Origin of the sequence: Pantoea conspicua, assembly GCF_002095315.1 — a bacterium.
GTDB lineage: Bacteria > Pseudomonadota > Gammaproteobacteria > Enterobacterales > Enterobacteriaceae > Pantoea > Pantoea conspicua.
Genome location: NZ_MLFN01000016.1, coordinates 40057 through 51066 on the forward strand (window position 1 = coordinate 40057; position 11010 = coordinate 51066).

The 11010-nt window shown below is 44.8% G+C and carries 9 protein-coding genes and 1 pseudogene; 7 read left to right on the forward strand and 3 right to left on the reverse strand.

The features are described from left to right. Positions 1-8: 8 nt before the first annotated feature. From HA41_RS08145 to gndA, 7 genes are all read left to right on the forward strand, one after another. Positions 9-761 (forward strand): ABC transporter permease, encoded by a 753-nt coding sequence (locus HA41_RS08145; RefSeq protein WP_208612751.1) that lies wholly within the window; start codon positions 9-11, stop codon positions 759-761. Continuing rightward, complete coding sequence (locus HA41_RS08150) at positions 751-2124, forward strand: ABC transporter ATP-binding protein (protein WP_094120348.1); 1374 nt, start codon at positions 751-753, stop codon at positions 2122-2124. Before HA41_RS08145 ends, HA41_RS08150 begins: the two co-directional genes overlap by 11 nt. Continuing rightward, positions 2117-3274, forward strand: a complete 1158-nt coding sequence (locus HA41_RS08155; RefSeq protein ID WP_094120349.1) for a class I SAM-dependent methyltransferase — start codon at positions 2117-2119, stop codon at positions 3272-3274. The genes HA41_RS08150 and HA41_RS08155 overlap by 8 nt, the downstream gene beginning before the upstream one ends. 272 nt (positions 3275-3546) lie before the next feature. Beyond that, positions 3547-4248 carry a hypothetical protein gene (locus tag HA41_RS08160; protein WP_094120350.1) on the forward strand — a complete coding sequence of 234 codons (702 nt, stop codon included), beginning with the start codon at positions 3547-3549 and terminating at the stop codon, positions 4246-4248. Between the two features lie 40 nt (positions 4249-4288). Continuing rightward, positions 4289-5356 (forward strand): glycoside hydrolase family 99-like domain-containing protein, encoded by a 1068-nt coding sequence (locus HA41_RS08165; RefSeq protein ID WP_208612750.1) that lies wholly within the window; start codon positions 4289-4291, stop codon positions 5354-5356. Between the two features lie 4 nt (positions 5357-5360). Then, on the forward strand, positions 5361-6437 hold the full coding sequence (locus tag HA41_RS21185; protein ID WP_094120352.1) for a rhamnan synthesis F family protein: 1077 nt from the start codon (positions 5361-5363) through the stop codon (positions 6435-6437). A gap of 254 nt (positions 6438-6691) precedes the next feature. Then, entirely contained in the window at positions 6692-8101 is a 1410-nt protein-coding gene (gene gndA, locus HA41_RS08175; RefSeq protein ID WP_094120353.1) for an NADP-dependent phosphogluconate dehydrogenase, read from the forward strand. A gap of 33 nt (positions 8102-8134) precedes the next feature. Here gndA and HA41_RS08180 read toward each other — a convergent pair. The 3 genes and pseudogenes from HA41_RS08180 to HA41_RS08190 form a co-directional block, all read right to left on the reverse strand. Continuing rightward, positions 8135-9432 (reverse strand): annotated as a pseudogene (locus tag HA41_RS08180) (succinylglutamate desuccinylase/aspartoacylase family protein). 107 nt (positions 9433-9539) lie between these two features. Next, positions 9540-10331 (reverse strand): ABC transporter substrate-binding protein, encoded by a 792-nt coding sequence (locus HA41_RS08185; protein ID WP_143807297.1) that lies wholly within the window; start codon positions 10329-10331, stop codon positions 9540-9542. A 71-nt stretch (positions 10332-10402) separates the two neighbouring features. Continuing rightward, positions 10403-10879, reverse strand: coding sequence for a YbaK/prolyl-tRNA synthetase associated domain-containing protein (locus tag HA41_RS08190; RefSeq protein ID WP_094120355.1), 477 nt, complete (start codon positions 10877-10879; stop codon positions 10403-10405). Positions 10880-11010 lie beyond the last annotated feature (131 nt).

An 11010-nucleotide genomic window follows, 5' to 3' on the forward strand; every position in this document is an offset into this window, starting at 1 on the left:
TTTTTGAAATGACTAAGAGAGATATAATAAGCAGGTATAAAGGCTCAATAATGGGGCTGTTTTGGTCGTTTATAAATCCCGTTTTTATGTTAGCAGTCTATACTCTTGTCTTTTCGGAAGTGTTCAATGCTCGATGGGGGAATGCTGCAGCAAACGAATCTAAAGCGCAATTTGCCATAATTCTTTTTGCTGGCCTCATTGTACATGGAATATTTGGTGAAGTTTTAACTAAATCACCCACACTAATTCTCAATAATGCTAATTACGTTAAAAAAGTTGTATTTCCTCTTGATGCATTCCCTGTAATTGCGCTCTTGTCGGCTTGCTTCCAGGCTTTAATAAATATCGTGGTACTTCTTCTCGCTTTCATGCTTGCTAATGGGTATCTTCACTGGACAGCAGTCTTGTTACCGGTTGTTTTTGTTCCTGTTCTGATTTTAGTGTTGGCTTTAAGTTATCTGATATCATCTCTTGGTGTGTATATACGAGATCTGGGTCAGTTTGTGACACTATTAATTACAGTCATTTTATTCTTGTCGCCTGTGTTTTATCCACTTTCGTCGGTTCCTGTAAAGTATCAAGCTATTATTTTAGCTAATCCGCTGACTTTTATAATTGAGCAAACTCGTGAGGTTGTAATTTGGGGCAGATTACCTGATTTCACAGGGTTACTTATTTATACCTGTGTTTCAATTATAGTATTGTGGCTCAGCTATTTTTGGTTCCAGAAAACACGTAAGGGATTTGCTGATGTTATCTAAAGATAATGCGTTAGAAATAATTGATGTTAGCAAATGCTATCAGATTTTCGACAGCCCGGTCAGACGTCTTAAACAGTTTATTGTTCCTAATATAGAACGTAAACTTGGCAAAGTTCCGCGGGTGTATCATGAAGAATTTTGGGCGCTTCAGGATATAAGTTTTTATTTGCCAAAGGGCGAAACCCTTGGCGTTGTAGGGCGAAATGGTTCTGGTAAGTCTACTTTGCTCCAGATTATTGCAGGGACCTTGTCGCCTACTCAGGGATCTGTAAATATTCAGGGACGAGTTGCCGCCCTGCTGGAATTAGGCGCTGGCTTTAATGGTGACTTTACCGGTAGAGAAAACGTTTACCTGAACGGTTCATTATTAGGTTTAACTAAAGATGAGATTGACAATAAGTTAGATGATATTCTTTCTTTCGCAGATATTGGACATTTTATTAACTCACCTGTTAAATCCTATTCAAGCGGGATGATGGTTCGTCTCGCTTTTGCTGTTCAGGCCCAAATCGACCCGGAAATATTAATTGTCGATGAAGCTTTAGCTGTCGGTGATGCCAAGTTCCAGGCAAAATGTTTCGCAAGATTAAAACAACTAAAAAATGATGGCACTTCAATACTATTCGTATCTCATGCTACAGAGCAAATAATCACACATTGTGATAAAGCAATATTACTGAATGATGGGATGGTTGTTGATAATGGTGCACCAAAAAACATTGTCAATAAATATCTGGATTTGCTTTTTGGTAAGTCAAGTTCGGGTAACGCTAAACGAGCAAAAGAAGATCAACATATCCAGAAAGCCAGTGAGTCAGAAGAAGAGCAAAATAAAAGATTCAGTACAAGTCAGGATGTAAAACATACAGTTGTACTTGAAGATGACGGATTTGAAAGAAGAACTAATTATAATCCCCATGAATACAGGTGGGGAGATAGAACAGCTGAAATTCTGGATTTCTCTTTAATGCAGGGAAGCAAAAAATATCCATTAAGCATTTCCAGTGATGAAGATTTAAGCCTCACTTTTCTTATTAAATTTCATGAAACAATTTTCAGACCTATTTTCGGTTTCGCGGTTAAAACCAAAGATGGCGTTACTATTTATAATACCAATTCCAATATTTTAGAAACGCCCTTTATTGAGGTTGGTGAAGCAAATACTGCTCATCATGTAAACGTTGAACTTCCTGTAAGACTATTTCAGGGAGATTATTTCATTTCGATAGGTTTAGCGAGTTACAATACATCAGGTGAAGTGGTTCCACATGATCGACGATATGATTCAATTCATATTACTGTTGAACCAACCGCAGACTTTTTAGGTCTGGTAAATTTAGAGGCTTCGATTACTTGTGAATAAAGAAAAACTTTCTTCGTTACTCGTCGAGTCTGATTTTATTTATGACTCCGAGCTTAATGTTTGGGTTGAGAAAAACCAGGAGCCATTTAATTATAATGATGGTGATTATCATGAAAATTACATACTTGATGTAGTAACTAAGGCCACTGATTGCTCAGTATTGTCTCAGGAGCTTGCCAGTTTTATTAAGGATTGGCCCTCGCAATATCATTTTACTTCTAAACGCGCAAATTTACTTAGGCCTTTTGCTTCAAAATTTCGTGGAAAACGAATTCTGGAAATTGGCTGTGGATGTGGCGCTATTACGCGATTTATTGCTGAAGCCGGGGCTCAGGTTACAGCTGTAGAAGGAAGTAAAAGAAGAGCTACAATTACACGTAATAGATGTAAAGATTTAGACAATGTCACTGTAATTAATTCCTCAAGTGAAAAGCTACCGGACATCGGTGAGTTTGATTACGTGTTATTGATAGGTGTACTTGAGTATGCTCAGTGCTTTTTAGGTGAAAATGGACAGATATCGCTCCTGTCATCATGTAAAAAGAGGCTTAAAGCTGACGGATCATTGTTTGTTGCAATTGAAAACCAGCTTGGTATGAAGTATTTATCTGGAGCCAAAGAGGATCACCTTGGTATACCTATGGTGGGTATCAATAATGCCTATCATTATAATGGTGTCCGAACTTTTGGCCGTCATGAATTAATACGTATGATGCAAAAGGTTGGTTTTGACAATGTCGAGGAGTTTTTACCTTTCCCCGACTATAAACTACCAACATTATTAATTACACCTTATGGTCACCGCGAGCGCAGCAATATCATTTATCCTTTGGTAAGTGAAGTTCATCATAAGGACGCTCAGTCTGCTGATTCTTTTACTTTTTCTCTGGAAGAGTCTACCAAAATTATTTGGAATAATAATTTATCTGCAGATTTAGCGAATTCTTTTCTGATGATTGCTTCCGCCTATGATACCAGCCATCAAACTGAAGATACATTAGCATGGTATTATTCAGATGCTCGTATAAATGATACCCAGAAGAAAATAAAGTTCCTCGAAAGGATGGTGATTTCTTTATTGAAGCTTATAAAATATCTGGTGAGTTTATCAAGGAGGAGCCTTTCCATCGGGGAGAAAGTCTATGGTTAGGTCTTGTAGATATTATTAATAAGCATGGATGGCAGTTAAAAGATGTCACTGGGTGGGCTAAAAACTGGATTAATTTTGCTTCATTAAACGGCTCAGGTCCTGATGCCTGGCGTTGGGATTTAGTAATATCTTCAGAATATCTGGATGCAACGCCCTTTAATATTATTAAGACAGATCAGGGTTACAAGATTTTTGATCTGGAGTTAACTTCTGATAAACCTCTTTTACTTTCTTATCTCGTTTTTCGGGGCGTTTTCAATTCCTTGTTGAGAGTGACTTCTGTTGCACCTACATCGGATTTCTCAGACTATAATATTTTTTCCATAACTAAAGATATCGTCTCAAATATATTTCCCGCACTCAGTGAGGAGCATTTTGACCAGTTCCTTATCCAGGAAGTCGATCTTGTTGCAAAAGTTGTTAATGTTGATACTAACGATCTTTATGAACGTTACAAAAATTCCTTCTTCGTTGTTCGTGATTTTCTGAATGATTATAAAAATGAGCTTAAGAGAATTTATACTCTTAATGAAGAGCTAATTGCCACTGTTATCAGTGTTGAACAAAAAATAAATGAGAAAGGTGAAGAAATTCTTGGTAAAGATACCCTCTTACGTACTAAGGATAAAGAACTTTTAGACTCTCAAGAAGCGAATAGGCGACTGCAGGCAGAGATTGACAATCTTCTGGATTCTCAGGCAGCGAATAAACGTCTGCAGGAACTGGATTCTCAGGCAGCGAATAAGCGCCTTCAGGAAGAAATTAACAATCTTCTGGATTCTAAAGAAGTGAGTAAGCGCCTGCAGGTAGAAGTTGACAATCTTCTTAATAATGCTGCTATTCAGAAAAATAGAGAGGAAGAACTTAAGGAAGAGTTAAAATTAAAAACGGAAAAGCTACAAAAGATTCTTTCATCAAAGGAATGGAGGTTTGTTTCATTTTTCAGCCGGTTTGCAAAGTCGCTGAATCATTAATTTAGGCAATCTTGAATAAAATAAAAGAAGGGTGTTGACGTTGAAAATTTATCGTTTTGCGAAAAAGATGTTGTCTGCTGGAGATCGTGATCTTTTAAAATATCGCATCAAACTGGCTTCTAAGCTTTACAGAGATGAAGGCTTAAAAGCGGTTTATAGCAGACTTCAATCTGCATACAGAAACAATAACTCTGGGGATTATTCGCATAATAGTGCATCTTCATTAGTAGAAGATGAAGTGGTATTTGATGGGCGGGGGGCATTGCTTGAGGCATGGTTAAAAACTGATTATAATAAAGCTTCCGTTAAAGTTAATGAGCAAAGCCATTATGTTCCAAAAGCACTAGATAGTCTTGAAAATGTTGAATTGCCTGTAAAAGTTATTGCATATTACTTGCCTCAATTTCATCCTTTTCAAGAAAACAATGAGTGGTGGGGTGAAGGCTTTACTGAATGGACAAATGTTACTAAAGCAAGACCTCAATATCTGGGGCATCAGCAGCCTCGTTTGCCCGGTGAGCTAGGCTTTTATGATTTACGCTTACCCCAGGTTATGCGACAACAGATTGATCTTGCAAAACAATATGGAGTGAATGGCTTCTGTTTCCACCATTATTGGTTCGGTGGTAAACGCTTAATGGAAACACCTGTACAAAATTTTCTTAAAGACAAAACTCTCGATATTGAATTTTGTTTATGCTGGGCAAATGAAAACTGGACCCGCCGTTGGGATGGGCTCGAGAACGATGTTTTAATCGCTCAGAATCATTCACCAGAAGATGATATCGCTTTTTTAGATGATATTATGCCAGCACTTAAAGATGAGCGTTATATTAAGGTTGATGGAAAGCCACTGCTCATTCTTTATCGTGCAAGTTCTCTTCCTGACGCTAAAGAAACGGGTAAGCGCTGGCGTGCCCATGCGCAGAAAAATGGTTTGCCTGGACTGTACCTGGTTGTAGTGAATGCTTTTGATGTTTCCAGCCCAGAGCCTTACGACTTTGATGCTATTGTTGAGTTTCCTCCGCACCAGATTGGTGCTAAAGATATCACTGAAACAATTACGCCTCTAAATAAAAAATTTCAGTGGTCGTGTCTACGATTATGAGGAGTTGGCTTTACGTGCTGGTAAAATTGATAGCGATCAATTTACTTGTTTCAAAGCTGTAATGCCTTCATGGGACAATGAAGCAAGAAAACCTAATCAAGGTTTTTCATTTTATAATGCCAAACCTGAGCTCTATGCGAAGTGGCTAGATAGTGCGATCAAAACCACGATGAAGCGTAGGCCTGAAGAGCGTCTCGTTTTTGTTAATGCCTGGAATGAATGGGCTGAAGGCGCGCATCTTGAGCCAGACCGTCATAATGGTTATGCTTATTTACACGCTACTGCAAATATTCTTCGTAATTCCTTATCGAAATATGACTGTGATAACCAGTTAATATCTGAAATAAATCAGGCATTTAAACCGCGTTTCACGTCAGCAGTAATTTTACACGCTTATTATGAAGATTTAGCTTGTGAGTTGGTGGAAAAATATGTTGCTCAGCATCAGGATAAACTTGATCTGATTATTACAATGCGTAGTGATGTTAAATTAACTACCTTAAATCAGATCAAATCTACTTTCCCTAATGTTTTCTTTGTAATGGTTGATAATCGCGGACGTGATATCAGACCTTTTATCAAGGCGCTCAAAGTCGCTGATGGTTTCGGCTATAAATTTATTTGCAAAGTTCATACTAAAAAGTCACCACATCGTGTTGATGGGCAGCAGTGGCGAGAAAGCCTTTTTGATGACCTACTGCTATCACGTGAACGTGTCTCTACCATCATTGATTACTTTGAAAAAAATGCTGACACGGGAATTATTGCACCTAAAAATTCTATTACTGATCTTTCTATACCTGAAATAAATCTCGGTAATAGATATTGGCTCGAAAAACTCTTTGCAAGAATGAATACACCAGAATTATCAAAAAGCTTTAAGACTTCTTTTCCTGCGGGTTCTATGTTCTGGTTCAGAAAAGATGCACTTGATCCGTTGACCAGTAATTTGTTGGATGAAGAAGAGTTTGAGCTTGAGGCTGGGCAGCTTGACGGAACACTGGCTCACAGTGTGGAAAGAGTAACAGGCGCTGTTGCTAGCGCACAAGGATACAAAGTAATCGATATCACCTCCTTATGATTCCTGTTCAGGTATCAACTATGCTCATGGTTGATGCCTGAAAGCATGAAGTCATAAATTAAATTCTAAAAAGTGTAATCCAGATATAAAAATTCGGATAAAACTTAGCTATTTGTTTGATTTTTATTCACATTATTTCATCTGGCTATCGCACCATTCATTACCTTTTATCAGCTATCCTGAGTTAACATACTGTTCACTTATAAAGTGGTGTTACTGGTAACACCATGCGAGACCACAGACAGGAGTATGTAATGTCCAAGCAACAGATCGGCGTTGTAGGTATGGCAGTGATGGGCCGCAATTTGGCTCTTAACATTGAGAGCCGCGGTTACACTGTTTCTATCTTTAACCGTTCGCGCGAAAAGACTGATGAAGTCATCGCAGAGAACCAGGGCAAGAAACTTGCTCCTTTTTACACCGTTGAAGAGTTTGTTGAATCGCTGGAGAAACCACGTCGTATCCTGCTGATGGTTCAGGCAGGTGAAGCGACGGATAAGACTATCGCCTCGCTGACGCCACATCTGGATAAAGGCGACATTCTGATAGATGGCGGTAACACCTTCTATAAAGACACCATCCGTCGTAATAAAGAGCTATCAGACCAGGGCTTCAACTTCATCGGTACCGGTGTGTCCGGCGGCGAAGAGGGCGCACTAAAAGGTCCTTCCATCATGCCTGGCGGCCAGAAAGAAGCGTATGAGCTGGTTGCACCGATTCTTGATAAGATTGCGGCACGCGCGGAAGATGGTGAAGCCTGTGTGGCTTACATCGGTCCGGACGGCGCGGGTCACTACGTGAAGATGGTACATAACGGCATTGAATACGGTGACATGCAGCTGATCGCAGAAGCTTACGCGTTACTGAAAGGTGCGCTGGGTCTGAACAACGAAGAGCTGGCTGAAACCTTCACCGAGTGGAATAACGGCGAGCTGAGCAGCTACCTGATCGACATCACCAAAGATATCTTCACCAAGAAAGATGAAGAGGGTAACTATCTGGTTGATGTGATTCTGGATGAAGCAGCTAACAAAGGTACCGGTAAATGGACCAGCCAGAGCTCACTGGATCTGGGCGAGCCTCTGTCGCTGATTACTGAGTCAGTATTTGCCCGTTACCTCTCCTCGCTGAAAACGCAGCGCGTGGCAGCTTCTAAAGTGCTAAGCGGTCCACAGGCTCAGGCGTTTACGGGTGACAAGGCTGAGTTTATTGAGAAAGTGCGTCGTGCACTCTATCTCGGTAAAATCGTCTCTTATGCTCAGGGCTTCTCACAGCTGCGTGCGGCGTCAGAAGAGAACAACTGGGATCTGCACTACGGTGAAATCGCGAAAATCTTCCGCGCTGGCTGCATCATCCGTGCACAATTCCTGCAGAAAATCACCGACGCCTACGCTCAGGATGCGAGCATCGCTAACCTGCTGCTGGCACCGTACTTTAAAGATATCGCCGATCAGTATCAGCAGGCGCTGCGTGATGTGGTTTCTTACGCGATTCAGAACGGTATCCCAACGCCAACCTTCTCTGCGGCGATTGCTTACTACGACAGCTATCGTTCAGAAGTGCTGCCTGCCAACCTGATTCAGGCGCAGCGTGACTACTTTGGTGCGCATACCTATAAGCGTATTGATAAAGACGGTGTGTTCCACACCGAGTGGTTAGACTAAGCACTAAAAAGGCTTCCCTCGGGAAGCCTTTTTTTACCCCACCAATAAATCCCCGCTCCTGATCTCACTCTCTCCCGCCAGTCGCACCACCAGCATGCCCGCCGTTGCAAACCGTACCCAGTGTCTCGCATACAGAATGCCGCCATGCTCAGCCATGAGTGGTGTGATCTGGTCGGTGACCGGATCAACAATCTCCGCTACTACTTCCCCAGCGCGAATCCTGGCACCCAGTGGTTTGCGATGCAGAATCAGACCGGATACCGGAGAGTGAATGTATTCGCAGCCGGCTAACGGCGATGGCGGATTCTTCAGGGCAGGTGAGGGCGCGGCAGAACCTTCACTGTAGCGCTCTTTAATCATGCTCTGTTCATCCGCCGCTTCGACCACGTCGGGCGCGCTCAGTCCGGTACCGCTTTCGCCAATCGCCACCACGTCTTCGCCACCGGTGGTCACCGATACCAGCTCATCACCACCAATCACCGGTGCAGCCACTTCCACCGACACCGCCGGCTCGCTGTAACCGATGTAGCCGCTTTCCTGTAACGCTGAAATAATCGCGTCCGCATCCTTTTCAGCCTGCTCAGGAGAGACGTCGCGTACGCCACGCAGTTCAAGGGTGACCGGCAGCAAGCCGCGCGGCATCGGAAAGTCTTTGCCGAAACGTTCTGCCAGCGTCAGCCAGGGTTCACAGCAGGCTTCATCGAACGGCTCGCCGCCTGAAATCTGCGCCAGCAGTTGCACTTCACTGCCCAGCCAGCGCGCCAGCGGCTCGATATCCGGCCAGGCATGCGGCGTGGTGTAGAGATGCGGCACGGCTTCCCAGTCACAGTGCAGATCGATCATCAGGTCCGCCTGACTGGCCATCCGCATCAGGGTGTAACGCTGCGCATCCAGTTCGGTTTTTGGCACCGTATCGCGGTAATGGCGATCGATCGCCTCACGGATCAGGGCTTTATTCTGCGCTTCGCTCTGGGTCAGGCTGTTGGCCAGCCCGGCTGCCAGCGTCTCGCCCAGTGAGGGGAAGCGGCGATTAAAATCCTGTCCCGTTAAGGTATGAAAACGACCAAGATGCGTACCGTGCCAGTGCTGGCCCAGCGCCAGCGGATTGGCGACCGGTACCAGGGTGAAAGCGGCCCTTAACTGGCCAGCTGATTCCAGCGTCTGCAGCCGTTGCTTTAAAAACCATGCCACCGCCATGCCTGGCAACTCGTCGCCATGCAGGGCAGCCTGGATATAGACCTGGCGGGCATGGTTTTCCGCAAAATGGAACTGATAATTTCACGTTGGGTGCCTAAAGAGGCGCTTAACAGAGGATGATGTTGTTGATGCATACCGTGTTAATGTCCTGTAGTCGGCGAAGGACGGCAGCACGCCGTCCTGAAAAGGTTAGAGTATAGTGCCGGATCGCATTAAATGACGAAAAAGCCAGCCTGCGATGCTACTGCTGAATAGAGATATCGGTGGCGAAATAACGTTTCTGGATCTGATCGAAGGTGCCATTCTTCTTGATCTCGGTAAAGGCATTATCCAGCGCGGTTTTCAGTTCCGCGTCGCCTTTACGCAGGCCGATAGCGGTACCGGGGCCGATAATCGGGTCCTGCACAATCGGGCCGGCCAGCTCAAAATCTTTACCTTGCGGCTGCTTCAGGAAGCCAATCGCCGCCTGTGCGGCATCGGTGAACACCACATCGAGACGACCGGCAACTAAATCACTTTCGACCTGCGCCTGGTCACTATACGACACCACGTTCACGCCATGCGGTTGCCATTTCGCCAGCGCATAACGCTCCTGGACCGTGCCCTGTTGAACGCCCACCGTTTTGCCTTTCAGTGATTCCGCGGTCGGCAGTACGCCAGCGCCTTTGCGGGCAATCAGCTGGGTGTGAGTATCGTAGAGCGGCACGGTGAAATCGATCTGCTTGAGGCGCTCTTCCGTAATGCCCATGTCAGAGAGGATGGCATCGAACTTACGTGCTTTCAGTGCCGGGATCATGCCGTCAAACTGGCTTTCAACCCAGACGCATTTCGCCTGCATCTGGGTACACAGCGCATTGCCCAGATCGATATCGAAACCGACCAGTTTGCCCTGCGGGGTTTTGGATTCAAACGGGGGATAAGTGGGATCGACAGCGAAGCGGACCTGGTCGATTTTTGCCTGCGCACCGAAGGCACTGCCGGCGACGATAGCCATGATTAACGTCTGACGCAGACGGGTAGTAAAGCGGTTCATTGCCATGTAATGGTCTTCTTTTATCGTGATGAGGGTTCACGCAGAGTAACGTTGACCGATAGTGATGGCAATTACTGGATGATATTCACCACGTTAGCACGGCACAGCGCCCGATAATCTTCTGTGTTGAGGATGACTGAGCGATCCAGCAGACCGGCGTTAAAGGCGATCTCCGGGTAGCGGTCAAACAGCAGCGGATCAACGACCAGGCTTAAATCGGGATGAAAGCTGAACGGTGGAATCGCACCAAACACGCAGCCGGTCAGGGCGTCGGTTTCTGCCGGACTGGCGAGTGAGGCACGGCGTCCACCTACTGCGGCGGCCACTTTGCTCAGGTCTGCCTGCTGATCGGCGGGCAACACCGCCAGCACATGCTGCTTAACGCCATTCCCTTTAACATGGCAGACCAGCGCTTTGGCGCCCTGACCGACGGCTGTGCCGCGGATCGCCGCCACCGCTTCGCACTTACCGGTCGCCTGATGTTCCATTAGTCGATAGCGTGCCTGGTGCTGGTCAAGCAGGGCGATCAATTTTTCATGGGTGGTCATGGTTTTCTCCAGACGCAGTGAGTTGCTGGGTCAGGGGTTGCAGCATATCCGGTTGACGCGGTAATAGTCCTGCCCTGAGACCGAACGGTTTAAAGGCACGATTCAGCGTAGTTAAGGTGGTGTGGTCTCAA